Source organism: Prosthecobacter sp. (genome assembly GCF_044378005.1).
Taxonomy (GTDB): domain Bacteria; phylum Verrucomicrobiota; class Verrucomicrobiia; order Verrucomicrobiales; family Verrucomicrobiaceae; genus Prosthecobacter.
Map to the genome: position 1 here is coordinate 1 of NZ_JBILYB010000099.1, position 23625 is coordinate 23625.

The window sequence follows — 23625 nt, forward strand, 5'->3', positions numbered from 1 at the left end:
CTCAAGCACAAGGCGCGACAAGCTTGCCCTTCACTTCCTCTCCCTCATTCAATTCGCCTCCATCATCGACTGGCTCAGATACGGTTGTTGAGGGTTTTCAAACACCGCCTAGACGCGCTCCACCGCCATCGCGATGCCCATGCCGCCGCCGATGCAGAGGCTGGCGATGCCGAGCTTGTAGCCTTTGTCTTCCATCAAATGAAGCAGCGTGACGAGCACACGCGCTCCGCTGGCACCGATGGGATGTCCGAGTGCGATGGCTCCGCCGCGTTGATTGAGCTTTTCGAGGCCGAGTGACAGCTCACGAGCGCAGCCAAGCGTCTGCACGGCGAAGGCTTCGTTGATCTCGATGGCATCGACTTCATCGAGCTTCCAGCCGGTCATGGTGCAAAGCTTTTGGATGGCTCCTACTGGTCCGAGCCCCATGACGGCAGGATCACAACCGACAGCCGCTGTAGCGATGATGCGGGCGCGTGATTGGAGGCCGTGCTTCTGCATCGCTGCTTCACTGGCGAGCAGGACCATCGCTGCTCCGTCGTTGATGCCGGATGAGTTGCCGGGTGTCACCGTACCGTCTTTGCGGAAGGCGGGCTTCAGTTTGGCGAGCGATTCGAGCGTCGTATCAGCACGCGGATGCTCATCACTCGTGACTTCGGCCACAGGCACGATCTCGCGAATGAAGGCTTCACGACTCGCAGCGACTCGGCTTTGACTGAGCACGGTGAATTCGTCCTGCTGCTGGCGTGTGATGCTATGTTTGTCAGCGATTCGCTCCGCCGTTTCGCCCATGCCGATCTTCAACAGCGGATCGCTGAGGCCATCGACGAACATGGCGTCCTGCATCGAGAGATCGCCGAGCTTTTTTCCCCAGCGGGCATCCATAACGTAATGCGGCGCACGGCTCATCACCTCGACTCCGCCAGCGAGCACGAGATCACTTTCACCGCTGCGGATGGCATCGGCACCGAGCGCGACGGCTTTGAGCGAAGAGCCGCAGGCCATGTTCACGGTGTAAGCAGGCACATGCTCAGGAAGGTCGAGCTTCAAGCCCACCTGCCGCGCTACATTCATCCCGCAGCCGGCTTGCAGCACCTGGCCGAGAATGACCTGCTCGATATGCTCACGCAACCCGGCAGGCACCACCGCATCGGCTATGGCAAAGCCGAGGTCGGTGGCGCTGATGGATTTCAGGCCACCGCCAAAGCGGCCGATGGGAGAGCGTCTGGCGTCGATGATATGGACAGAGTTCATAAGGGTCAAAGCGGTCAATACAGTCAAAGTGCCACGAGCGGTGCAAACTCCATCTGATCGAGAATGTCTTTTTGAAGGTCGTAACCTTCGGCGATTTCGATGAGTCGGAGACCTTCAGCCGTAAGCTCAAAGACGGCACGTTCGGTGACATAAAGCACCTGCTGACCATGAGCGAAGGCGGTGGGCCCGTGGAAGCAGACGTGCTGGATCTTTCGCACGAATTTCGGCTGACTCTTTGCGAGGAAGGTGCAGCAAAACACGAGCCTGCGAGCGCTTTGAGCGATATTGACGAAGCCACCGACGCCTGCAAAACGATCCGCAAAGCTCGTGACGTTCACGCTGCCTTCCGCATCCACCTCCACCGCGCCGAGCACGGCGATGTCGAGCCCGCCGCCGTCATAGAAATCGAACTGCGATGGCTGGTCGATGATCGCCTCAGGGAAGTGGCTGCAACCAAAGTTCAGGCCCGAAGCTGGCACGCCGCCGATGGGGCCGCTTTCCACGGTGAGGGTGAATTCACTCAGCCGCCCAGTCTCCGCTGCGACCATGGCCACACTTTCTGGCAGGCCGATGCCGAGGTTCACGATGTCACCTTCACGAATCTCCCGAAGTGCTCGCGTGCCGATGATCTTGCGCTCGGACTCTGGCATGGTCGGCAGCGTGAAACCGCCATTGCTGGTAACGACGAAGTCTTCATTGAAGACCTCACCAAAGGTCTGGTCGTGCTGCACGCCGCCGCTGACGACGAGGTAATCCACCAGGATGCCCGGCACGCGCACGGACTTTGGATCAGGCAGTTGATCCACGATTCTTTCAACCTGCGCGATGACGATGCCGCCGTGATTCCTTGCCGCTTGGGCGATGGGCAGCACCTCGCCAATGAGGCCCTCTTTGTCCATGCTGAGGTTGCCGCGCTTATCGGCATAGGTCGCTCGAATGAGCCCGACATGAATGGGAAACGACTTGTATCGCAACCACGTTTGCCCATCGAGTTCGAGTCGCTCGACGAGTGGCTCCGTGGTGCGTGAATTCATTCGTCCGCCGCTTTGAGCAGGGTCGATGAAGGTGTTGAGTCCCACCTGCGTGATGAGTCCGGGCCGCTTCGCCGCGATCTCCCGCAACAGCACGCTGAGCACGCCTTGCGGGAAGTTGTAAGCTTCGATCTCGTTCGCCAAAGCCAGCGTGCCGAGCTTCGGCGCGAGGTTCCAGTGGCCGCCGATCACACGTTTGATCAAGCCCACGTGAGCGAAGTGGTTCAGCCCTCGCTCAGCCCGATCTCCCTGCCCGGCGCAGTAGTAGAGCGTGAGATCATTGGGTGTGCCGGTTTCGATAAATCGCCGCTCCAGCGCCGCCGTCAGCATCTCAGGATGCCCCGCTCCCACGAACCCACACACAGCCACCGTCGCTCCCGAGGGGATGGCAGCGATGGCTTGGTCAGCAGTGGCGATGATGGCTGGGGCGCGCATATCAGCCTCTCCAGCCACCGTTGATCTCGATCGTCTGGCCCGTGACATACGAGGCTAGAGGTGAGCAGAGGAAGAGCACGACATTGGCGACTTCCTCCGTCGTGCCGAAGCGGGCAAGTGGGACGTTCTTGATCATCTCGGCACGCACGGATTCGGGAATGGTCGCCGCCATGCTGGTATCGATCACGCCAGGGGCGATGGCATTGGCGCGGATGTTTTTGCGCGCTGCTTCACGGCTGAGCACACGCATCATCGCCTGCACGCCAGCTTTCGCGGAGGCGTAGTTGGCCTGGCCGAAGAAACCCTGGATCGCCGCGATACTGCCGAAGCTGACGATGGCCCCATGATCGCGCATGATTTCGAGCGCGTATTTGCAGCCGTAAAAGACGCCGGACAGGTTCACCTCGATCACCGCATCCCACTCTTCGAGACTCATCTTGGCGATGGTGCGGTCCTTGATGATGGCGGCGTTGTTCACCAGATAATCCAGACCACCACAGGCCGCCTGAATCTCGCCCATCATCGACTGCACCTGCTCGGGCTGCGAGACATCGGCGGCGATCACGCGGGCGCTGTCGGTGCGGTGGACGTTCAATTCATCGGCGATCGCTTGAGCATCCGCCGCCGTGTTCGGAAAGCCCGGATGATTGATCACCACCGTGGCTCCAGCGCGATGAAAGGTCCGCGCGATCTGCGCGCCGATGCCCTGTGAGGCTCCGGTGATGAGGGCGACTTTGCCGCTGAGGTCGATGGGGATCATGATGAGGTTGGAAAGGACGGAAGAGAGAGCGGCATCCTATCGGGTGTCGAGTGCTCCTGAGAAGGGAAAATGCAGAGGATATGAACTCGTGCGGAATCTCCTCTGGCGCATCTTCCGCTTTTCGTAACAATGCGCGCCCCGCATGACTCGCAAAACTCCTGAACAACTCCGCTCCTGGCGCTGGTATGGCCGTGATGAACTCCGCTCTTTTGGACATCGCTCACGAGCGAAGCAGGCGGGCTGGGGTGCTGAAGACTATGTCGGGAAGCCGGTGATTGGCATTTTGAATACTTGGTCGGAACAAAACTCCTGCCATATGCACTTGAAGCTGACCGCCGATGCCGTGCGCCGTGGCATTCTCCAGGCAGGCGGGCATCCGATGGAGATCCCGGTGCTCTCGGCTGGCGAGATGCTGACGAAGCCCACGGCGATGTTTCATCGCAATTTGCTCGCGATGGAGACTGAAGAAGTGCTGCGCGCGAATCCTCTCGATGGTGCGGTGTTGCTCGGTGGTTGTGATAAATCCACGCCGGGACTGCTCATGGGCGCTTTCAGCATGGACATCCCAGTCATCTACATGCCCTGCGGCCCGATGATGAAGGGCAACTGGCGCGGCGAGACGCTCGGCAGCGGCAGCGATGTCTGGAAATACTGGGACGAAAAACGCGCGGGCAATCTGAGCTGGGAGCAGTGGTGCGAGATCGAGGACGGCATCGCTCGCGGCCCCGGTCATTGCATGACGATGGGCACGGCCTCCACACTAACGGCATTGGCAGAGACGCTCGGTCTTTGCATTCCCGGCGCGTCTTCCATCCCGGCGGTGGACAGTGCACATCTACGCATCGCGGCTGAGGCTGGCAGGCAGATCATCGAGAACGTCTGGCATGACTTAAAGCCCTCGCAGATCGTCACGGAGCGCTCGTTTGATAATGCTATCGCGGTCGATATGGCGCTGGGTGGCAGCACGAATGCCATCGTGCATCTCATCGCCATGGCCGGTCGTCTCGGCATCAAGCTGCCGCTGGAGAAATTCGACGAAATCAGCCGTCGCGTGCCGCTTCTGGCAAACATGCGCCCGGCGGGCAAATACCTCATGGAGGAGTTTTATCTGGCGGGCGGCATCAAGGCGCTGCTCAACGGCATGAGTTCGCTGCTCGACATGAGCGCCCTCACCATCACCGGCAAGACGATGGGCGAAAACGTCGCCGGTTGTGAGACCTACAATCTCGATGTCATCCGCACGCCGGACAACGCCATCCAACCCGACGGCGGCACCGCGATCCTGCGTGGCAACCTTTGCCCCGATGGAGCCGTGATCAAACACGCAGCCGCCACGCCTGAACTCTGCCAGCACACCGGCCCGGCGCTCGTCTTCGATAGCTACTCCGAGATGAAGGCAAAGATCGACGACATGGAGCTCGACGTGACCAAGGACACCGTGCTCATCCTGCGCAATGCGGGTCCCGTGGGTGCTCCCGGAATGCCCGAGTGGGGTCAGCTCCCGATCCCGAAGAAGCTCATCATGCAAGGCATCCGCGACATGGTGCGCCTGAGCGACTGCCGCATGTCTGGCACCAGCTACGGAGCCTGTGCCCTGCACATCGCGCCTGAGTCCGCCATCGGTGGACCGCTCGCCCTCGTGCAAAATGGAGACCTCATCGAGCTCGATGTGCCGAACCGGAAGCTCCATCTCCACGTCAGCGATGAAGATCTCGCAAAGCGCCGCGCTGCGTGGAAACCCGCCCCGCCGCGCTACCATCGCGGCTATGCGAAGCTCTTCGTCGATCACGTCACGCAAGCGAACGAAGGTGCCGACTTCGACTTCCTCCAACATGGACCCGCCGTGCCGGAACCGGAGATTTTCTGAACTGACCATCAGCTCTGACACCGCGCCCACTTCTGACCTGGCCGAAACTGGCCGATTTCCCACTTTGGGACAAACCATAGAAGCTCGCGGAGGCAGACAAATTGCCAGTGCTTGATGGTGTCGAATTCCATTGTCATCAAGAAATGGGATAAGGAGGCTGAAGGCTACAGCTTCCTCCACGGCATTGGTCTCACTTGGCACAAAGGCAAGCTCTACGCCACCATTTGCCACAACAAGGGCGCGGCGGCAATCACGACAGCGTCGGAATGGTGGTGATCACGGTGGAAAAGCTGAAGTAGATTCGATAGCCAATTCAGTGAGCACGGCATATTTCCACAGCCGACCAGTAGGCTGCGACGATGGGTGGCAAGCTCCTGGAAAGCGTTGCTGTGCCAAGTGTCATTGCCGCTTGAAAAGACGTTGTTGAATAACCGAACACCGCTTTGTACATCGGCATGAGCCTTCGTATCGTACTCTTTTTGCTCTCAACCACGCTGCTGGGTGCTGACACGCCCGAACAAGCTGTGGAAAAGGCGTACACGGAATTGTGGAGCCGCTTTGTCGATGAGCACAATCTCATCCTCGATTATGTCGGCCTGAAAGGCGCGATCGTGAGACCCACACCGGAGGATTGTCGGGAAATGAAGCCGAGCGCGTTAAGCTGGGGCGTCCCGAATGAGGACGGGCCGATGTTCAACGGGCTCTATCTCGATGCGATGTGCAGTCGATGGCTGATCACCAAGGATGACGAAGTCCGTGCTAAGGCTCGCCGACTCATCGACGGGCTGATCAAAGTCTCCACCATCGGCAAGACGCCGGGCTTCATCGCGCGTGGCATCGCCACGGATGGCAAGACGACGTATCCGATGGGATCGAATGATCAGACGACGCCGTGGCTCTACGGCATCTGGCGTTATTTGACGGATGGTTTGCCCAAGGACGACGCGGAGCGGCAGGACCTCGTGAAGCGCTTCATCGAGCAGGTGAAGGTGCTCGAAAGCCATGCGTGGAAGGTGCCTACCGACGGTCCGCCATCGGAGTATCGCGGTGACTTTGCCAAACCGACATGGGAAGCCGTGCCGAGGCTGCTTTTCATCCTGAAAGCCATGCATGCCTTCACCGGCGACTCAACGTGGCAGCAGCGCTACCTCGCCGCCGCGTGTGAAAAGGTCGGCAAAGGCCAGCGTGAGCGTTTGGAGGTCTGCCGCATCGGCATGGTCTTCGATCCCGGCCAGGGCGAGCGGCACTCGTGGACCGGCAGCGAGTGTGTCATCTGTCTGCGCGGCCTCTGGGAGATGGAAACGGAGACCGCTTTGAAAAAAGTCTATGCCGAGGGCCTGCGTCACAGCGCCGAGGTGGCCGCGCAAAGCCTGCCCCTCATCGAAAAGTTCGATGTGAACGGCACGGAGCCTTTCAACGTGGACTGGCGCGTGATGAACGCTGCCTGGAAACCGCAGCACAGTGAGGCTGAGGCCGTCGAGGTGGCTCTGGCAGGCCTCAAGCTCCAACACGCAGCCTCACCGCGAATGCACATCGAGAAGGATTATCTGCGCGAGCCTTGCTTTGCAGCGTGGGTGGTCACGCTGTGTCCTGATCGTGAGTTTGTGATCTCGCAACACTTCGCCATCGAAAAGGTGATCACGCACTATGATTTCAGCCGTGTGTATTTGAGCCAGTTCTTCCCCGTGGAGTCCGCGTGGTGGCGGATGCAGTTGTTGAAGTGACTGCATCACCGCGCCGCAGGCACCGCGATCTCCGAGACGACGACTGTGGTGTCTGGTGCCTTGCCGGAATAGAATGAGATGAAGTGTGTGTCCCCGATCACGGTGGCGTTCGCGTTGCCTGCGTCGTAGGAAATCTTGCTCCCAGTGGCGACGGCTTCGGAACCGGGCCAACTGAGCGGATGGTCAAACACGCGGCTCGGATCGACGACGCGACGCCGGAGAATGCCGCGGCCGCGCTCAACCGATTACAACCAGAGCCTCCATTACTGGCCGAAGGAGCGGCGGTTACAAACGGATGCGCTACCATTGGTTAACACAAGATGACATGCGAGTTGTCGGCTCGGTTCGTCACTCCCACGCCATTCTCAAAAACTTCGGCACGGGGCCTTTCCAGAGCGGCGCTTCGTTGGCTGGGAGGCCGTGGCTGGCGCAGAGGCCGAGTTGATCGAGTTCGGACCAGCTTGTGGGTGAGCCTTCGGGGGAGGTGAAGTCCTTCAAATCAAGCGTGAGGGTTTGCGGAGATTCGGAACCGGGAATTTCGCGTTGGCAGACGAAGGTGCGGCGCGGGCCGCGGTAGCTGCGCCATTCGTTTTGCTGGAGGACGATGCTGAGGCGGTTGGTCTGCGGAAGTTTGAGCGTGATGTGCAGCTTGGAGCCTTCAGGGCCGCGCCATAGGGGATCGGTGACTTTGCGGGTCCAGAGTTGCTGATGCGTGGCGTTGCCGGCGTTGAGCACATACCAATCGCGGGTGCCGTGAGTGAAGTCGTCGATGAGCGTGGACGGTTTCGCGGTGAGCTTCGGGTTCGCTTGCTTGATCTCGTCGGCACTATGCGAGTGGAAAAGGCTGCTGAGGCAAAGCTCCGTGACCGGTTTGGCATGGCCGGGTATCTGCGCGAGGGATTCGGGCTTGGGCAGCGTGTGGTAAACGTTCGCGAAGGCGAAGAGCGGCAGGTCGTGCGTGTGGATCGGCAGTTGGGCGATGTAGCCTTCGGATTCCTTGACGACCTCGGCGCTGCGCCAGAAGCGGGCGCGCGGATCGGGGTCGGTGCTGTAGTAAATCTCGACACGGGCGACAGGTAGCGTTTTCGCATCCGGTCGCACGCGCAGCATGGGCACGTCGTCGTTCGATTTGAGACGAAGCTCGCTCTGCGGCGTGTCGGGCAAGGCGGGGCCGCCTTTGAGATGCTGATCAAACCAAAGAGGCATGGTGATGGCGACCTCGGGCGTGAGGCGGTGGTTCATGTGCGGCACCCAACTGTAGCGCGTGGGCTGGTTTTGAATGAGCGCGTTCGTGCGATACACGTCGTCCATCCAGCCGTGGAAGTCGTTCGTGGCGCTGCGGTGTAAAATCGGGCACTGAATGAGCGGCGCGTAGCTTTCAAAGCTGAGCGTGCGGCGGAAGAGATCGACATCGCCCTGAACATGGTCTTCCCGTGCACGGCCACCGATGAACTCATGGTCCTGCCACCGCCATCCGGCACCGCCGACGGCGGGAACGACCGCTTTCACACGACGGTCGGTGCCAGCGACATACATCGTCAGATTGCCGCCCATCGAGTAACCATGCACGCCGAGGCGCTGCGCATCGACCTGCGGCTGCTGTTCGAGAAACGTGAGTCCACGGCGGCAGCCAAGCGTCAGGAGATACCAGTTGTTGTTCTTCGGGTGCTCACGGTCTTCTAAGACCTGCTTCGGCCCCGGCAAGATGGAGCTGTAGCGCTCTGCATTGAGCTGCGAGGGATCGACCGCGCCCCAGTCGGTGTTTGGATCGCCAGGTTCGGACTTCTCGCAGGTGTTGAACGGTGCCTTGCCCGTGCCGCTGCCGCCCCAGTTCACCGATAGCGCTGCGTAACCTCGCTCCACGAGCAGCTTCACTTCGCTGACCGATCCACGCTGGCCGCCGCCATGGATGTGCATCACCGCCGGGAGTTTTTCCTTCGCACCCTCCGGAAAACCATACACCGCCGCCATCCGCGCCGGCTTGCCTTTGAACGTGCCAATGAAATACCGCACATGGCGAAACACCCCACCGTCCTCCTTCCACTCGCGAATCACCTCGACCTCCAGCGGATCCTTGCGTGGATCAAGGTCGGCCCAGAGATCGATCACAGATTGCGGCACGCCCTCAGCGGCAAGGAGCGAAGGCAGATCAAAAAGCGAAAGCGAAGCAACAGCTCCAGTCTGGAGAAGGGTGCGGCGGGTGGTCATCGTGTGATAGGTTTGGAAACGCGTTCTAGCTGCAGTTTCATGAACGCAGCCGTCTTTGTCAGGATCTCATCGAGTGTTGGACGCAAAGCGCCACCGACCTCGCGCCAGTTGTGGCCGGAGTTTTCGACGATGAAGGCCTCCACGGGCGCTTTCATCGCGTCGCCGCGTTCCTTCATGTAGCGGGCGTGATGCACGGGGATCGTCGGATCTTGGTCGCCCTGTATCATGAGAAGCGGCGGGCTGTCGACATGCAGATAGGTCACCGGACTCACCTCGCGGTAGGCCGCGAGCTTCGCTTTCTCATCCGCGCCCGCTTTGAGGATCCGTGAACCAAAGCGATCTCCGACGCCTTTGCCATCAGGCGGCGTGAAAAGCTCGACCTTCTCAAAATCGCACGGCCCATACCACGACACGCCGGCGATGAGCCGATACTTTGCGTCTGCGAGTGTTGGATCGCCAGGGAAGGACTCGGGTGGCGATAGCAGCAGCATCTGCGCGAGGTGTCCGCCCGCCGAATCGCCCCAGGTGAAGACGTGCTCCGCATCGAGCGAGAACGGCGCGGCGTTCTTTGCGAGGAAACGGAGCGCGTCCTTCGCATCGGTGACGCAATCTCGGACGGTGATGGTTCCGCCTGCCGTGCATAAGCGGTAGTCCACGGAGGCCACGCAGAAGCCCTGCGCATTCAGCGCCCTCACGCCCATGAGCCTCACGCCGCGCTCAATCGTCTTCGTTCCCGCCGCCCAGCCTCCGCCATGGGTAAAGAGCACGAGCGGAAACTTCGTTCCGGCCTTCGGCTCGGCTGGATAATGCAGATCGAGCTTCAGCTGGCCTTGCTCGGTCCTTTTGTAGGTCACATCGAGCTTCGTCGTGGCTGTGGCAGGTGTTTCGGCCCGTGATGAGGCGAATGCTGCCAGCAACAAGGTGGCGACGAGAGAGGCCTTCGAGTGCATGTAGTGTGAATGAGGAATGGTGACTTCAGCAGTGTGGTGCAGTCGCCTCGACTGCTCAGATGAGTCCAGAGGACTCAACCACACTCATTCATCACTTCGTCAGCATAGCATTCAGCACCCCTTCCACGCACTTGTCGCCGAGGATTTGATAGGCGGGCCCGTTCCAGTGGAACTTGTCTTTGCCGCCGCGAGCGAGGTCGAGCTTGTCCACGAGCAAGGCGTAGAAGTCGCTCACCGGCACGCCGCACTCGGCCATGACTTTGGCGGCCATGCGGTTGTGGTCGAGGATGGTGCCGTTGATGACGGGATCGAGCTTCTTCACATCGCCTTCGAGCATCACGGGCGTGCTGCTGGCCCAGATGAGCTTGGCGTTGGGGAGCTTCGCCTTGATGGCCTCGACGTAGCCTTTCGTCAGCGGCTCGAAGGTGCCCGGCATGATGCGGCCCTCCTGCCAGCCGTGCAGACCCATGTTGAAATGAATCACGTCATACGGGCCTTTCGCGAGCACCTCGGGCAGGATCTTCGTGTTGAGATGCTCGGACTGGTTATAGGGGTTCACCCAGGCATCGACATAGGCCTTGCCGTCGAGCTTCTTGATCGCATGCGCCATGTAACCACTCAGGATCGAGTCGCCGATGAGCAGCACACGCGGACGCTTCGGGTCCTTGATGGTTGCCTGGTTGAGCTTCCAGCCTTTGCCATCGGAATGCAGCCGTGGATCGGTCTCAACTGGTGTTTCGGCGGCGAGGCTGTGAAAGGCAAAAACGGTGGCGAGGAGGAAAGTGATGCGGTTCATGGGGTGCTTTCCAATACGATTTCCATCTCACGATCTTCGTGAGCAGCCACATTACACACAACCTGCCAGCGTTGTGTCACCGCATTCCAGTCGGTCTGCCAATGCGTGACCGGTTGGCCATCCACGAGCACGCGATGGCCCTTCGGCGACTTCAAACCGGCGAAAGTCACCGGCACATGCCCGAGTCCGCCTTTCATCGTGACCTGCGCATGCTGCTCATCATCGGCGGTGATGACCAGTGGATAGCTCTTCGTGATAACACCGCGTTTCGCGATGGGTTGAAGCGCATTGCCTTTCGCTTCGCGATGCACGGGGCGCCAGGTGTCGGCCTCGCGGGTGAGGAAGTCGCGCAGGGCGTTGTCCGGTCCGTAGTAGGCGGCGGCATCGGCGGGGAAGACGACTAGTTCCAGTTCGGCTTCGACGAAGTCACCGGGCTGCAACTCGGTGAGGCCGGGCGGCGGCGAAAGCTCGACGGCGGTCTTGTGGTTTCCTTTGCCCCACTCGGTGCAGAAGGTGGACACATGCGGCGCGGCGGGCTTTCCGCCGATCACGGCGCGCCACGAACGAATGATGAGGCCTCGACTCGCCATTGCGTGGCCTTTTTTCAGCACGGCACGCTCCACGCCATGCACAGAGAGCCACGCACCCTCGCCTGTGAGCGGCAGCGCAGTGCGATCATACTCGTCCTTCGCACGACGCGGCTCCCATTCCTCGCGCAGGCCGGTGACATCGCCGGTGGCGACGCGGCGTGCGGGCACGTCGTTGTAGAAATCCGCGCCGACTTGGAAGAACGCGAGCCTTTGCCACCGCAGCGGCTTCCGCACGTCGTAGCGCAGCCGCAGCAAGGTGCGCAGATGATCATTCGCTGCTGGCACGGACACGTCCATGCGTGCCGCGATCTCGCCGCCGATCGATTCCTCACTGTAGCTCACATCGGTGAGGCACGGCCCATGCGCCCGATAGTCCGTGCGCGTGCCGATCATCTTTTGGTAGCGACCCTGCGCGTCCTTCCACATGAGGAAATCGCCGCCGCCGCAGTTCTCCGCCCAACCCCAGCGTTTCGCGGTGGGCTCGACTGGCAAGGTCATGAGCGGACGCACATCCGTGATGAAGCAGCGACGCTGCACGCGTCCCGGCTCAAAGCAGATGCTCTCGCCAAAACTGCCCACCGCCGCCTGATCCCAGAATTGATTATGTCCCCAGCCGATGAGGCAGAGCTGCGCATGCGACGCCGCGCACACGCCGCCGTAGCGAGCATGCACCATTTGGAACACGAACTCGCGCCGCGACTTCGGCGGCACACGCACATAGGCAAAACCATGAAACCACGACCCGTCATGCGGCAGGCGGCCCTTCTCCGCGCGGATGTGCCAGTTCTTCGAAAGCTGCACCGGCAGGCCCGTCGGCGTGCCATCCGGCTCGCACAGCATCGGCGTGAAGCCCGTGATCGGCAGATGCTTCTCCTGCGTAAACATCAATCGTGCCACCGTGGGCTCATCGGCATCATTGCGCAGCGTCACGCGCCAGCGATCGATGCTGTCCAGATGCTCCTCCGGGTAATAGGTGCCACCCGCATTGCTCCACGGTTTCTCCGGCAGCGCCAGCCGATGACAACCCAGCGCCTCATCCCGCGTCACCATCAGCTCCGACTCCACCACGGCCTTCGCCGCGCCCGCGAGCACCTCCAGCAGCACGCTTCGACTGCCGCTCATCTTCTTCTCACCATGGCGCAACTCCATCACAACATCGCTTTCGCTCTCCAAGCGAAACGCCAGCCGATCCGGCCACACGCTGATCTCGAGTCGTGCTGTGCCATTGAAGGCCTTCCCTTCCGCATCCGCAAAGGTCAGCCCCTCGATCACTACGCGCTGAAAAAAGCGCCCGCTCTCCACGAAGCGCACCGGCTGCTGCCACTCGTCCGCCGGTTGCATGTGCCCGCTGCAAACAAACCGCCGCCCCTCCGCGATCACCGCGCACTCCCAACCACCCTCCAACGGCCGCACACGCTGCGTGTCGAAGCGCATCGTCTTATTCCCAAATTGAAAACTGAGGATCTCCTCCTTCGTCCGCGCCTCACTCCCAAACATCCTCGGCGGTCCAGCCAGCCACCAAAGCGCAGTGCGATCCTCCACCTGTGGCATCCAGTCCACCAGTGACGGCTCGGTCGCCGAAACGAGTGAGGAAAATGAGCAGCCAAGCAGGGCAATGACGACGGTTGGGGTGATAGGAAAATGAAGGCGGCTCATGGGAACACTCATTCAACGCTGCCATCGTCTTGAAAGCATCGGCAAAAAAGGTGCAGCATTCGGCAAGCCTATGACGGGTTCGATCATCTGCTCGACGATGCCTGCGTCATGACCTTCTGTGAGAAAAACTCCGCTCACTGATGAAAACTCCTGTCCCAACCCTCCTCACACTGTTCGCCACTTGGTCGTCCATCATGTTTGCTGCCGAAACGCATCGTGTGGACTTGTGCGTCTATGGCGCGACGCCGTCGGGAATCGTCGCGGCGGTGACGGCGAAGCAGGAGGGTTGCTCGGTGCTCGTCGTGGAGCCGAGTCGATGGGTGGGCGGCATTCTTGGCGCGGGGATCAAGCCGCTGCAGGATTGCGCGGGACCAGTGGCGGTGGGCGGGTTGACTGCGACGCGTGTTTTCAAGCTGGGCAAGCAGCCGAATGTGCTGCGCAAGGACTTCGCCAACTGGCTGGCGGAGGAGAAAATCCCGGTGATCTATGAGCAGCGGGTGCAGCGCGTGGAGAAAGCCGGCGCGAGCATCACGAAGCTCATCCTGGAACTCGCGCCGCCGGACAAGCGTGGCATTCCCGCTCCGACGGCGACCAAAAAGGATGTCACGGTGATCGAGGCGAAGGTCTTCATCGACGCGAGCTACGAGGGCGACGTGATGGCTGCGGTGGGGCGCGAGTCTGCGGAGACTTACCACGAGGAACTCGCGGGCGTGGGGCCGACGACGAACTGGACGCCGATTGATCCGTATCTGGTCGCGGGCGATCCGAAGAGCGGACTGCTGCCGTGGGTCGAAACGGATCACGTTTTGCCGAAAGGCGCGGCGGATGATTACACGCAGGCCTACAACTTCCGCTACTACGTCACGCGTGATCAGCAGAAGCGCGTGCCCTTTGAGCCCGCGAACTACAACGCGCAGGACTTCGAAGTCGTTGGACGCTATGTCGAGCATCTCGTGCGCACCACGGACGATGCTGCCAAACTCACCAAGCGCCTGCGCGACATCTTTCCCGGCTGGCTGAACAGCGGCGAATACAACTACAAGCGCGACTCCTTGATCACGATGGCGCCGCTGGGCTTGAGCCGCTTTTATCAAGACGGCACCTGGGAGGCGCGCTCGAAGGTGTGGCGGCAGCATCAGGACTACCTCAGCGGCCTGCACCACTTCCTCAGCACCGATGCGCGAGTGCCAGAGGCATTTCGAAAGGAGACGGCCGAACTCGGCCTCGACAAAACGATGCACTCCGACACCGAAGGCTGGCCGAACCAGCTCTATGTGCGCCTCACGCGGCGCATGAAGGGGCCTTACATCCTCACGCTTGCCGATGTGTGGAATCAAACGAAGGCCGAGGACGGCGTGGGTCTCGCGCTCTACGGCGTGGATATTTATCCGGTGCGTCGCTACGTCGTCACGAATGAGAGCGGGCAGATCGGCGTCGCCACGGAGGGAAACATGTTCGTCGGCGGTTCGCAGGGCACTGGTCATCCGTATCCGATCCCGTATCGTGCCATCACGCCGAAGGCCGACGAATGCAGCAACCTCCTCGTCCCCGTGTGCTTCTCCGCCAGCTACATCGCGTATGCTTCCGCACGCATGGAGCCGATCTTTTGCGTGCTCGGCGAGTCCGCAGGCGTCGCTGCTGCGCAAGCGATCCACGCCAGCACTTCCGTGCAAAACGTGGACGCCAACCAACTGCGCCGACGTCTTTTCAAACGCGGCCAGATCCTCGAATGGACTGATGCACTCGCGCAGCAGGCCAAGCAGCGACGCAACACCGGCATCGAAACCGGCGAATGGGCCTCACAGCAGGAATGGAGCGACGCCAAGCCCAGCTGGGAATGGCTCTTCCCCTTCATCGACACGAACAAGGATGGCAAAATCGCCCTCACCGAGCACACGGCGTTTCAAGACTACAAGAAGCGGCATCCCGACTGGCAGAAGTCGCTCAAGGCGGAGGTAAAGAAATGAACGCGTGGCTCACTTGCCTCGTGCATCCCCGCCTGGAAATGCGATGAAGCATGTATTGCATGAAACCTCTGTTTTTGATTCTTTTCGCCAGCTTGACGGCTTCCGCCGCTGACTTCAAAGCCACGAACACGGGCATCGAGATCACGGCGGGCAGCCTGGGGAGCTTTACGCTAAGCTACCCGGAGTTTGAGCCAGCTCACAAAATCATCGAAGTAAAAGCCGTTTCAGGGAGTGCGATGCTGCGCTACGAAGGTGGTGCGCAGTGTGTGGTTTCGGCGGGGAAGGATGAGATCGGGATCGTCTTCAAAGACGTGTCTGGTGATGTGAAGTCGTGGAAGATGACGACGTTGATCGACATCGGCTTTGCGAAGGGCGGCTCGTGGCGGATTGCGGATAAGGAGGGTGTCTTCCCTGCGGAGAAGGCCACGCCACCGCACTTCGCGAGTTTGAATGGCACGAGCTTCATGGTGAAGAACGCGCAGGGGCAGAGTTTGAGCATCCAGACGCCGGATTACGCCTTTCAGCAGCTCACGGACAATCGCGAGTGGAACTGGGCGGTGTATCACTGGCAGTTCATCGTGCCGTATGCGGCGGACAGATCGGTCGCGAAAATCCAAGTGACCTCCGATCTCGCCTCCGTGACGAAACTGATCGATCCCTTTGGTCAGAGCCTCAAAGATGCGTTTCCGAACAAGCTGCGGAGCTTGGAAGACTTGAAGGCTGATGTCGCGGCGGATAAAGCTTACTACGCGAGCATCGAGACGCCGAAGCTGGATCAGTTCGGCGGTCTGCCGGGCAGTGGAGAGGCGCTGGGACTGAAGAAAACCGGCTTCTTCCATGTGGAGCAGAAAAGCGGCAAATCCTGGCTCGTCGATCCCGATGGGAATGCCTTCTTCCAACTCGGCGTCTGCGGTTTCGCGCCGAACGACGACTACACCTATGTGAAGGGCCGCGAGGGCATCTACGAGTGGCTGCCGAAGATCGACAGCGAGTTCTCGACGGCGTTTCGCGAGAGCAATGCAGATCATTTTTCCTTCTACATCGCCAACGTGATCAAGAAGTTCGGCGCAGCCTACGATTACGAATCGCACGCCACGCGAATGATCGAGCGGGTCAAGAAATGGGGCTTCAACAGCATCGGGGCCTTCAGTCCCACGCCGAAAGCTGCTTTCCCGTATGTGGCGCATCTGCCGATCAACGAATGGGAGGGAGTGCTGCGCATTCCAGGCGCGCACGAGGTCTGGGACCCGTTCGATGCCGCCACAGCGGCGAAGATCGCCGAAAACATCGCCCGCGAGGTTCCAGCGCGTGCGAATGATCCGCTGCTCATCGGCTGGTTCATCGTGAATGAGCCGCGCTACGACGAGCTGCCGCGTGTAATCCCATCGCTCGATGGCAAACACGCCTGCAAACGCGAGCTTGTTGCTACTTTGAAGGCGAAATACCGCACGGTGGAGGCCTTCAACACGGCGTGGCAGGCGAAGGCGGCGGCGTTTGATGAACTCATCGGTTCCGGCCTCGCCGTGACGACCGACGCAGCCAAAGCGGACGTGAAGGCATTTGTTGGCACCTTCCTCGAAACCTACTTCTCGCAGATTGAGAAGGTGTTTCGCCAGCATGACGCGAATCATCTGCTCATCGGCAGCCGCCTTCAGCCGATCACCATCGAGGACGAGCAGCTCTGCCGCATCATGGGAAGTCATGTCGATGTGGTGAGCTACAACTACTACACCTACGGAGTCGATACAGCCGCTCTGAAACGCTATCACGAATGGACCGGCGGCAAGCCGATGATGCTCAGCGAGTTCTTCTGGGCTTCACCGAAGGACAGCGGTCTCATCGGTGGGCGCGAGGTCAGCTCGCAGCAGGAGCGCGGTCTCGCTTATCGGAACTACGTCGAGCAAAGCGCCGCGCTCGGCTTCGTCATCGGCATTGAGTGGTTCACGCTCGTTGATCAGGCCACGACAGGCCGCTGGTTCAGCCAATACAACGGCGAGAGCTACAACACCGGCCTCATCAGCGTGGCAGACCGCCCGTGGAAGGACATGCTCGCTGAGATGATGAAGACGAACCACACGATCTACGATCTCCTGCTGGGCAAGCGCGCGCCGTTTGCGTGGGATGATGCGCGGTTTGATGTCAAAAAATAAACCGACCGCAAGCTGGGCTCGCGGTCGGTCATGGATCAGGCGGTGAGATCGAAGGCACCTTTGTGGCCGAGGAAGACCTCCCAGTCGCGCACCTGGTAGGTGTTGCGGATGAGCTGGGAGACGGGGATCTCACGCGGCGCAGTGGGGCGGCGCAGGAGCTTGAGCCCGGCTTCATCAGGGAGCTTGCTGCCTTTCTTGCTGTTCACCTTTTTGTCGGCGAGCACGCAGTTGTCCCAGGTGCTTTTGCCACCACGCGAGACGGGCACGATGTGGTCGATGTTCCCTTCGTTCGGCTTGAGCTTGCGACCGGTGTATTGGCAGACGCCGCCATCGCGTTCCCAGATCGCCTTGGCGCAGAACTTCGGGCGACGCTTTGGCACGCGGTCAAACCGAGCCAGCACGAGCACGGTGGGCACTCGGACGGGGCCTTTGACGGTGCCGATGCTGTTGTCGCCTTCGTTGACGGGCAGCTTCATCCAGTCTTCAAAAGTCACCGGCGTCATGTCGTCGTCGCCGGAGATTTTGAGGGCTGTGGCATTGCCGGTGGCCATCATGCTGAAGGCATCGGCAGGGGACTTCACGGCGATGGCTTGCCAGTTTCGGTTGAGCACCAAAACAGTCGTTTTGTTCAGAACGTCACTCATAGTTTTTAGCTGAGGAAAGGGATCTCGAGCATCACGGCACGATGGGGGTCGGGCTGCGGTGTTCGTTCTGGGACGCCGAGGCTAGGCGGCGGAGTTGGTTTGCCAAGTGGCAAGTTTGTCTGAAAACAGAGTTTGAGGTGTTTGAGGAGCCGGAAATGACGAATGCCGAAGCTCGAATGGCTTTGGGTGTTCGAGCTTCGTCATTCTTTCGTCATTCGTGCTTACTCATTCGTCATTTAGTCTTCAGCGGGTCCTTCGGGGCACATCTTCACGATGCGCGGACGAAACTCACCGAGCACGTCCACGAGGTCAGTCTGTGCGGCCATGACGCTGTGGATGTCTTTATAGACGCCGGGCACCTCGTCGATGCCGGCGCTGAGGAGCTCGACACCGGCGGCGGCGAGCTGCTTTTTCACGGCGCTCCAGGTGAAGCTCTGTTTGGCAGCCGACCGGCTCATGACCCGTCCTGCCCCATGGGAGGCACTGTTCAGGGACTCGGGCTTGCCTTTGCCACGAACGACGTATCCGGGCGTGGCCATGGAACCTGGGATGACTCCCAGCACTCCAGCACCCGCAGGTGTGGCCCCTTTGCGATGCACCACGACCTCGCGCTCCTGACCATCGACGACGTGCGTCTCCTTCCAGGCGAAGTTGTGATGATTCTCGATGTCGAGGATGACATGGGCACCGACTTTCTTGGCGATGTACTTGTGGATCAAAGCATGGTTCGCAGCGGCGTAACGACCCATGAGGTTCATGGCGGCCCAGTATTCCTGGCCCGCTTCTTCCTCAAAGGTCAGCCACGCGAGATGCTTCATCTCCTTCGGCAGATCGTAGCGACGGTCCATCGCGATGCGGCTGTAGTGCTGGCAAACCTGTGCTCCAGTGCCACGCGACCCGCTGTGACTTAGCAGGGCGAGATATTCGCTAGGCGGTATGTCGAAGCCGGATTCCTTCAGCGCAGCGGACTGCTCAGCATTCAGGTCAAATGCACCGAACTCGACGAAGTGATTCCCCGAGCCACTCGTGCCGAGCTGTGCCCAGGCCTTGTCTTTGAAGCGACGGGTGATGGGAGAGACATTCCAGTCCTCGTCCAGCACATCGTGGTGTCGCTTCTCTTTGAAAGCGCCACCCATGCCGAAGTTGGTTTCGTGTTCGAGGATGTTCGCCAGCCGATCTTTCTGGCCAGGGATGATGCTGGCCTTTCGATCATAAACGGAGAGCCGCATGCGACACGCGATGTCCACACCGACCGCATACGGGATCACGCAGTCTTCCGTCGCGAGCACGCCACCGATGGGCAGTCCGTAGCCCTGATGAGCATCCGGCATGAGCGCTCCCGCCACCGCGACCGGCAGCGCACAGGCATTCGCCATCTGCTGCACCGCCCCAGCCTCGAGGCCCGAGCCCCACTGCTGCCAGGGCGCGAGTGCATCGCGCTGCTTGTAAGCTGGTGCATAGAGATCGCGGGCAAATGCCTCGCGCAGCGGATCGCCGAGAAACGCGGCCGGTTCAGCCACGATGGTGCTGATTTCCTCCTCCAGCCTGGAGGTATCGCCGCCCTCGCGGGCATAATTAGCGATGAAGGCCATGCCTGAGCGCAGAGCCTTGCCTTCGGGGACTTCGAGGCGGGTGAGTGATTGGGAGTTCATGGGGTAAGGGGTGGTTGGAGTGATGGAGAAGTGGATGGTTGAAAATGGGCAAAGGAGCCCTGGTGGTGTTCTCCGTGCAGCATTGGAATGCGTTGGTTCATGGGCTTGCGGCTGGTCTTGAGTTTTCGTCAACGCGATGTCACAACTGGTAATGAATATTTTCAGTCTGGCGCTCGGCATGATCTACTTGGTAGGCGCTATTGTTTGCGTCGTGGCCTTGATTGCATCGCTATTTACAATGCGCTGGAAGAGCACGGGTATTCTTTGGGGGCTTTACGTGGGTTCTATTGGCCTCATTGCCTTTTTAACGTGGCTCAACGATCCTTATGCGAGAAGCCCGGTGGGGCGTGCTGAAGTGATTGGCATCTACAAGTTATCGTCCAGTGGGGCCGCACGGCTGAGTGCCACAGGTTACGATGTGCTGACGGGGACATTCACTCTCAATCAAGATGGCACCTGTTCTGCAAATCAGCTCCCAGCATGCTGCATACATGGCGATGACGAGAGTGTTTACCGGTTCACTGGTGGCTATTTTTCATTCTCAGGCTCGTGGACGATGGAGCGGTCGTCTGACGTCTATGTTGTGAAAATCGAATGGAAGAAACTTGAAGCTTCAGGCGGTGCTGGAAGGAGCGATCTGCCTTCGGATGTAAGCCTTCATATCTTGAATGACAAACCGCGCTCACTGGCATTTTCGATCTTTAATGGTGACTTTGATGACATCGTGTTTGAGCGGGTATCGAATCTGTAGGCGCAAATGCTGGATTAATCGCCAGTGAAGGTTCTGCCCCCTCGATTTCTGGATGTAAACCAGACGTGATACTGTTTCACCAACGGGCGGGAAAATGGTCGATCCACAGGGACATGCACCCTGCTATGCCGGTTAAAAGCCGGCTGCTTCGCTATCTAAGCTTTGGACCGAAATGGTGCTCATGACAGGACTCGCACCTGCACTATCGACGCTCTCGACGTCGTGCCTCTGCTGTTGGGCTACATGAGCGTGTAAAATGGCAACCCTGGCGGGATTCGAACCCGCAATAACCCGATAGAAAGTCGGGTGCCTTGGCCAATTAGACGACAGGGTCTTTGGATGAAACTGGCGGAACGCCGAGGACATGCTCCTCATCCCGCAGTCGCGGGACGATCTCGTTAGCAACGAGTCCCGGCACGCTTGTCCGGTTGACGTTCCATGTTGAATTGGCACTCCCGGAAGGACTTTCGCCTCCAGCCTCCGCGTTCGAAGCGCGGTGCTCTATACTTTGAGCTACGGGAGCATTGAAAGGGTGCCTGCGATGAGAGTTGCACTCACACTGGGCCGGTTTTGAAACGGCTGTCTCTGCTGTTGGACTACACAGGCTTTGAAGACGCGTGCTCCCGGTGAGACTCGCACTCACACTGACGCCGGGTTTAAAGCGGCGGCCTCTGCTTTGGGCTTCGGGAGCGCTGTTTGGTGAAATGGTGCCCAAGGCGGGAGTTGCACCCGCACTTGACCGCTTCTGAGACGGTTATCTCTGCTGTTGGACTACTTGGGCATGAAAGTGGCAGCCTCGGGTGGATTCGCACCACCAACCCTGCGCTTCAAAGGCGCATGCTCTGCTGATTGAGCTACGAGGCTGTGTTTTGGATTGGTCGGTCCAACTGGATTCGCACCAGTATCTTCCGGGTTATGAGCCCGACGCTCTGACTGTTAAGCTACAGACCAAAATTGGTCGGATACCCCGGTGCTGCCCCGGGCCTGTCTTGGTCCCAAACCAAGCGAGTTCGCTGGCTCTCTCGTATCCGATGAAACTGGACGTGCGCCCCAGACTCGCACTGGGTAAAGTGGACTTGCGAACCACTGGCTCGACGACTTTGCCATGCGCACGATAATATGAAAATGGTTCCCACAGCCGGATTCGCACCGGCACCGCCTCGTTCACAACGAGGAATGCTGACTGTTGCAATATGCAGGGTGTTTGAAGTGGTGCTCCCGCGAGGATTTGCACCTCGAACCTCCACTTCCGCAAAGTGGCGTGCATGATCTCTTACACTTCGGGAGCTTAGTGGAATGGTGCGGCATGTCGGTACTGCCCCGACGCGCTCTGTTTGGAAGACAGACATGCTTGCTGTTACATCAATGCCGCGAAACTGGTCGCTGGAGTTGGTAGCGCGCCAACCTCTGCGGATTTTCGGTCCGCCGCTCATCTGTCTGAGCCATCCAGCGATATAATTGAAATGGTCCCTCGGCGTGGTGACGCTCCACGGTCTCTCGCTTATCGGGCGATTGCTCTGCTGTTGAGCTACGGAGGGATGAAAGAAATTGGCGGAGCACCAGAGAATCGCACTCTGGACGCTTTGGGGGCGCAGCGGTTTTCGGGACCGTTTCCTCGTCTATGCCGGACGTGCTCCGTCTTTAAAATGGTACCCACACCAGGATTCGAACCTGGAACCTCTGCCGTTAGAAGCGGCGCGTGCAGACTCTCCGTTACACCTTGTGGGCTTTTGAAACTTGGCTCCCCGGCATCGACTCGCACGATGACGATCGGCTTAACAGGCCGACAGGCTACTTTACCTCACTGGGGATTCTAAACTGGTGGACTCGGACGGTAACGCTCCGTCACCTGCTGTGTGCAAAACAGCCGTGCTGCCTTCTATCACTACGAGCCCTTGGAAACTGGCGGTCCGTGCGGGCTTTGCTCCCGCGACCTTCCACTCGACAAGCGGTTGCTCTGACTGGCTGAGCTAACGGACCTCTGAGACTGGTGCGGCGTCACGGTAATGCTCCGTGCTGGCTCCGAAGAGCACCGGGTTTACAGCCCAGGTCGCCTCTTTAGCGATCTATCACCGCGCAAATGAATGCAGGGATGGGAGTCGCACCCACCGAGCCCGGCTTATGAGACCGGGCAGAGCACTGGCTCTCCCTGCGTTTGGGAAATGAAGCCATGGAGCGCGTGTGATGACACGACCTACCCGCCTAACCTGTGGCGAAGTGATCCTCTGTCGTGCCGGCATGGCACACGCGCTCCATGAAAATGGCACGGCGGGTGGGTATCGCGCCCACATCTGCGGGTTTTGGAGGCCCGTGCATTGCTTGTCTGCCACCGCCGTTTCTTAGCTGGATGTTTTTGCTGTCCAACCATGAAAGGGCACAGAGGCGGTCATTCCACCGTTAGCGGATTCCCCCGAACCCACGCAACCTATCCATCTCCACCTGCGCTCTGTTCCCTTTCATGGCTGGTCACTGGATTTGTGACCAACCATAAAAGAACGAACACCGCTGCCACGCACGGGATGAGGTTTAGCTCATCGCTGGCGTCGCACCCGCAGGTTGTTTCACGGCGGATGTTTCGGTGTTTTTGGCACACCTTCCGGGAAGCCGTTTCGTGATGTGAAAATCGAGACAATAATCCCCCTGATTCCGAAGCCTTGGCTTAGGAACTATGCGCATTTGGTGGATCGTCATTCTTGACATCTGGGAGGGGTGGTGCGAGCCTGTCATCAGGTCACGCTTCGGTCATTCAAATCGGCTCCTCCGGGAGTCTGCCAAGGCTGGCTGCCGCCCCGGCATCTGCTGCAAACAGGTGCCGGGGTTTTTCGTGCTGGGGATTCAACCGTCTAGGTTGGGGAAGAGATCAATAGGTCGGAAAAGAAAAAGGTGTTGGGGACGAATGCGGGCCAAGAAAAAGCCCTGCTGCCATTTCGGGCGAGCAGAGCTTTCTCTGGGAAAAGCTGGCTTAATATGCCATGCAGCTCATAGCTGCCTCTGCTCGCGTGCCTCCGGGCTCGGGTTGCTCCAATCAAGACTTTTCAAGGCCTGGGTCATAACCATTCTTCCAAACTGGCCACACATAGCAATCCCGCGACGCTCGGAGAGCGCTTGGAAGATTGATAGTGATTTCAGATGGTAGTTCATGGATTGGGCTGAGGGTGGCGGAGTGTGCCACAGAGCTTTAAACCGTCAAACA

At 59.7% G+C, this 23625-nt stretch carries 16 protein-coding genes and 14 tRNA genes; 6 read left to right on the top strand and 24 right to left on the bottom strand.

Annotated elements, in window-relative coordinates; translation table 11 throughout:
• Positions 1–108 precede the first annotated feature (108 nt).
• The 3 genes from AC6FTP_RS17485 to AC6FTP_RS17495 are packed head-to-tail and all read right to left on the bottom strand — an operon-like array spanning position 109 to position 3477.
• On the bottom strand, positions 109–1251 hold the full coding sequence (locus AC6FTP_RS17485; RefSeq protein WP_497208211.1) for a thiolase family protein: 1143 nt from the start codon (positions 1249–1251) through the stop codon (positions 109–111).
• A 23-nt stretch (positions 1252–1274) separates the two neighbouring features.
• Positions 1275–2717, bottom strand: a complete 1443-nt coding sequence (locus AC6FTP_RS17490) for an acyl CoA:acetate/3-ketoacid CoA transferase (RefSeq protein WP_497208212.1) — start codon at positions 2715–2717, stop codon at positions 1275–1277.
• 1 nt (position 2718) lies between these two features.
• Positions 2719–3477 (bottom strand): SDR family oxidoreductase, encoded by a 759-nt coding sequence (locus tag AC6FTP_RS17495; protein WP_497208213.1) that lies wholly within the window; start codon positions 3475–3477, stop codon positions 2719–2721.
• Between the two features lie 142 nt (positions 3478–3619).
• Here AC6FTP_RS17495 and araD point away from each other — a divergent pair, with 142 nt between their 5' ends.
• The 3 genes from araD (at position 3620) to AC6FTP_RS17510 (ending at position 7068) form a co-directional block, all read left to right on the top strand.
• Positions 3620–5344 carry an L-arabinonate dehydratase gene (gene araD / locus AC6FTP_RS17500; RefSeq protein ID WP_497208214.1) on the top strand — a complete coding sequence of 575 codons (1725 nt, stop codon included), beginning with the start codon at positions 3620–3622 and terminating at the stop codon, positions 5342–5344.
• Positions 5345–5458: 114 nt separating this feature from the next.
• On the top strand, positions 5459–5620 hold the full coding sequence (locus tag AC6FTP_RS17505; protein WP_497208215.1) for a hypothetical protein: 162 nt from the start codon (positions 5459–5461) through the stop codon (positions 5618–5620).
• 179 nt (positions 5621–5799) lie between these two features.
• Positions 5800–7068 carry a hypothetical protein gene (locus AC6FTP_RS17510; protein WP_497208216.1) on the top strand — a complete coding sequence of 423 codons (1269 nt, stop codon included), beginning with the start codon at positions 5800–5802 and terminating at the stop codon, positions 7066–7068.
• Positions 7069–7073: 5 nt separating this feature from the next.
• Here AC6FTP_RS17510 and AC6FTP_RS17515 read toward each other — a convergent pair whose 3' ends face one another.
• From AC6FTP_RS17515 to AC6FTP_RS17535, 5 genes are all read right to left on the bottom strand, one after another.
• Positions 7074–7259, bottom strand: a complete 186-nt coding sequence (locus AC6FTP_RS17515; RefSeq protein ID WP_497208217.1) for a hypothetical protein — start codon at positions 7257–7259, stop codon at positions 7074–7076.
• Between the two features lie 157 nt (positions 7260–7416).
• Positions 7417–9276 carry an alpha/beta hydrolase family protein gene (locus AC6FTP_RS17520; RefSeq protein ID WP_497208218.1) on the bottom strand — a complete coding sequence of 620 codons (1860 nt, stop codon included), beginning with the start codon at positions 9274–9276 and terminating at the stop codon, positions 7417–7419.
• Positions 9273–10226: an alpha/beta fold hydrolase gene (locus tag AC6FTP_RS17525; RefSeq protein ID WP_497208219.1), complete on the bottom strand. Its 954-nt coding sequence runs from the start codon at positions 10224–10226 to the stop codon at positions 9273–9275. Before AC6FTP_RS17525 ends, AC6FTP_RS17520 begins: the two co-directional genes overlap by 4 nt.
• A 91-nt stretch (positions 10227–10317) precedes the next feature.
• Positions 10318–11022, bottom strand: coding sequence for an SGNH/GDSL hydrolase family protein (locus AC6FTP_RS17530; protein WP_497208220.1), 705 nt, complete (start codon positions 11020–11022; stop codon positions 10318–10320).
• The gene (locus tag AC6FTP_RS17535) at positions 11019–13268 is read right to left on the bottom strand and encodes a hypothetical protein (RefSeq protein ID WP_497208221.1); all 2250 of its coding nucleotides are present in this window, start codon (positions 13266–13268) and stop codon (positions 11019–11021) included. Before AC6FTP_RS17535 ends, AC6FTP_RS17530 begins: the two co-directional genes overlap by 4 nt.
• Before the next feature lie 140 nt (positions 13269–13408).
• Here AC6FTP_RS17535 and AC6FTP_RS17540 point away from each other — a divergent pair, with 140 nt between their 5' ends.
• Both AC6FTP_RS17540 and AC6FTP_RS17545 read left to right on the top strand, forming a co-directional pair.
• Complete coding sequence (locus AC6FTP_RS17540; RefSeq protein ID WP_497208222.1) at positions 13409–15235, top strand: FAD-dependent oxidoreductase; 1827 nt, start codon at positions 13409–13411, stop codon at positions 15233–15235.
• A gap of 59 nt (positions 15236–15294) precedes the next feature.
• Complete coding sequence (locus tag AC6FTP_RS17545) at positions 15295–17385, top strand: agarase (RefSeq protein ID WP_497208223.1); 2091 nt, start codon at positions 15295–15297, stop codon at positions 17383–17385.
• A gap of 35 nt (positions 17386–17420) precedes the next feature.
• Here AC6FTP_RS17545 and AC6FTP_RS17550 read toward each other — a convergent pair whose 3' ends face one another.
• Positions 17421–18029: an HNH endonuclease gene (locus AC6FTP_RS17550; RefSeq protein ID WP_497208224.1), complete on the bottom strand. Its 609-nt coding sequence runs from the start codon at positions 18027–18029 to the stop codon at positions 17421–17423.
• A gap of 236 nt (positions 18030–18265) precedes the next feature.
• The gene (locus AC6FTP_RS17555) at positions 18266–19681 is read right to left on the bottom strand and encodes an RtcB family protein (RefSeq protein ID WP_497208225.1); all 1416 of its coding nucleotides are present in this window, start codon (positions 19679–19681) and stop codon (positions 18266–18268) included.
• Between the two features lie 136 nt (positions 19682–19817).
• On the opposite strand from AC6FTP_RS17555, the gene AC6FTP_RS17560 reads away from it, so the two are divergent.
• Complete coding sequence (locus tag AC6FTP_RS17560; RefSeq protein WP_497208226.1) at positions 19818–20432, top strand: hypothetical protein; 615 nt, start codon at positions 19818–19820, stop codon at positions 20430–20432.
• A 173-nt stretch (positions 20433–20605) separates the two neighbouring features.
• On the opposite strand, the gene AC6FTP_RS17565 is transcribed toward AC6FTP_RS17560, so the two are convergent.
• The 14 genes from AC6FTP_RS17565 to AC6FTP_RS17630 all read right to left on the bottom strand — a co-directional run bounded on the left by AC6FTP_RS17565 (position 20606) and on the right by AC6FTP_RS17630 (position 22768).
• Positions 20606–20681: transfer RNA gene (locus tag AC6FTP_RS17565), tRNA-Leu, on the bottom strand.
• Positions 20682–20689: 8 nt separating this feature from the next.
• Positions 20690–20766, bottom strand: a tRNA-Glu gene (locus AC6FTP_RS17570).
• A 113-nt stretch (positions 20767–20879) separates the two neighbouring features.
• Positions 20880–20955 (bottom strand) — tRNA-Arg (locus AC6FTP_RS17575).
• Positions 20956–20965: 10 nt separating this feature from the next.
• Positions 20966–21038, bottom strand: a tRNA-Leu gene (locus AC6FTP_RS17580).
• Positions 21039–21050: 12 nt separating this feature from the next.
• Positions 21051–21123: transfer RNA gene (locus AC6FTP_RS17585), tRNA-Leu, on the bottom strand.
• 14 nt (positions 21124–21137) lie between these two features.
• Positions 21138–21213: transfer RNA gene (locus AC6FTP_RS17590), tRNA-Leu, on the bottom strand.
• A gap of 7 nt (positions 21214–21220) precedes the next feature.
• A tRNA-Gln gene (locus AC6FTP_RS17595) sits at positions 21221–21296 on the bottom strand.
• Between the two features lie 11 nt (positions 21297–21307).
• A tRNA-Met gene (locus AC6FTP_RS17600) sits at positions 21308–21383 on the bottom strand.
• A 175-nt stretch (positions 21384–21558) separates the two neighbouring features.
• A tRNA-His gene (locus AC6FTP_RS17605) sits at positions 21559–21633 on the bottom strand.
• A 9-nt stretch (positions 21634–21642) separates the two neighbouring features.
• Positions 21643–21720 (bottom strand) — tRNA-Arg (locus AC6FTP_RS17610).
• 359 nt (positions 21721–22079) lie between these two features.
• A tRNA-Arg gene (locus tag AC6FTP_RS17615) sits at positions 22080–22160 on the bottom strand.
• Positions 22161–22251: 91 nt separating this feature from the next.
• Positions 22252–22327, bottom strand: a tRNA-Ala gene (locus tag AC6FTP_RS17620).
• Between the two features lie 8 nt (positions 22328–22335).
• Positions 22336–22412 (bottom strand) — tRNA-Asp (locus AC6FTP_RS17625).
• Positions 22413–22693: 281 nt separating this feature from the next.
• Positions 22694–22768, bottom strand: a tRNA-Trp gene (locus AC6FTP_RS17630).
• Positions 22769–23625 lie beyond the last annotated feature (857 nt).

Excerpts from the sequence above, each read along its gene's own strand:
- AC6FTP_RS17485 (WP_497208211.1), bottom strand. The coding sequence starts at position 1,251 with ATGAACTCTGTCCATATCATCGACGCCAGACGCTCTCCCATCGGCCGC.
- AC6FTP_RS17490 (WP_497208212.1), bottom strand. The coding sequence starts at position 2,717 with ATGCGCGCCCCAGCCATCATCGCCACTGCTGACCAAGCCATCGCTGCC.
- AC6FTP_RS17495 (WP_497208213.1), bottom strand. The coding sequence starts at position 3,477 with ATGATCCCCATCGACCTCAGCGGCAAAGTCGCCCTCATCACCGGAGCC.
- araD (WP_497208214.1), top strand. The coding sequence starts at position 3,620 with ATGACTCGCAAAACTCCTGAACAACTCCGCTCCTGGCGCTGGTATGGC.
- AC6FTP_RS17505 (WP_497208215.1), top strand. The coding sequence starts at position 5,459 with ATGGTGTCGAATTCCATTGTCATCAAGAAATGGGATAAGGAGGCTGAA.
- AC6FTP_RS17510 (WP_497208216.1), top strand. The coding sequence starts at position 5,800 with ATGAGCCTTCGTATCGTACTCTTTTTGCTCTCAACCACGCTGCTGGGT.
- AC6FTP_RS17520 (WP_497208218.1), bottom strand. The coding sequence starts at position 9,276 with ATGACCACCCGCCGCACCCTTCTCCAGACTGGAGCTGTTGCTTCGCTT.
- AC6FTP_RS17525 (WP_497208219.1), bottom strand. The coding sequence starts at position 10,226 with ATGCACTCGAAGGCCTCTCTCGTCGCCACCTTGTTGCTGGCAGCATTC.
- AC6FTP_RS17530 (WP_497208220.1), bottom strand. The coding sequence starts at position 11,022 with ATGAACCGCATCACTTTCCTCCTCGCCACCGTTTTTGCCTTTCACAGC.
- AC6FTP_RS17535 (WP_497208221.1), bottom strand. The coding sequence starts at position 13,268 with ATGAGCCGCCTTCATTTTCCTATCACCCCAACCGTCGTCATTGCCCTG.
- AC6FTP_RS17540 (WP_497208222.1), top strand. The coding sequence starts at position 13,409 with ATGAAAACTCCTGTCCCAACCCTCCTCACACTGTTCGCCACTTGGTCG.
- AC6FTP_RS17545 (WP_497208223.1), top strand. The coding sequence starts at position 15,295 with ATGAAACCTCTGTTTTTGATTCTTTTCGCCAGCTTGACGGCTTCCGCC.
- AC6FTP_RS17550 (WP_497208224.1), bottom strand. The coding sequence starts at position 18,029 with ATGAGTGACGTTCTGAACAAAACGACTGTTTTGGTGCTCAACCGAAAC.
- AC6FTP_RS17555 (WP_497208225.1), bottom strand. The coding sequence starts at position 19,681 with ATGAACTCCCAATCACTCACCCGCCTCGAAGTCCCCGAAGGCAAGGCT.
- AC6FTP_RS17560 (WP_497208226.1), top strand. The coding sequence starts at position 19,818 with ATGTCACAACTGGTAATGAATATTTTCAGTCTGGCGCTCGGCATGATC.